Origin of the sequence: Neisseria sp. P0008.S010, assembly GCF_051962715.1 — a bacterium.
GTDB classification, from domain to species: Bacteria; Pseudomonadota; Gammaproteobacteria; order Burkholderiales; family Neisseriaceae; genus Neisseria; species Neisseria elongata.
In genome coordinates, this window is record NZ_JBQCVA010000396.1 from 1 (window position 1) to 244 (window position 244).

The 244-nt window shown below is 55.3% G+C and carries 1 rRNA gene; it reads left to right on the top strand.

Going from position 1 to position 244, the window contains the following annotated elements:
• A 16S ribosomal RNA gene (locus ACTHSL_RS14060) occupies window positions 1–244 on the top strand; the annotation flags it as partial.

Below are 244 nucleotides of genomic sequence, written 5' to 3' on the forward strand. Positions count from 1 at the left end.
TACTGGGCGTAAAGCGCGCGTAGGCGGTGATCTTTGTCAGAGGTGAAAGCCCGGGGCTCAACTCCGGAATTGCCTTTGAAACGGGATCGCTAGAGTCCGAGAGAGGATGGCGGAATTCCTAGTGTAGAGGTGAAATTCGTAGATATTAGGAAGAACACCGGTGGCGAAGGCGGCCATCTGGCTCGGTACTGACGCTCAGGCGCGAAAGCGTGGGGAGCAAACAGGATTAGATACCCTGGTAGTC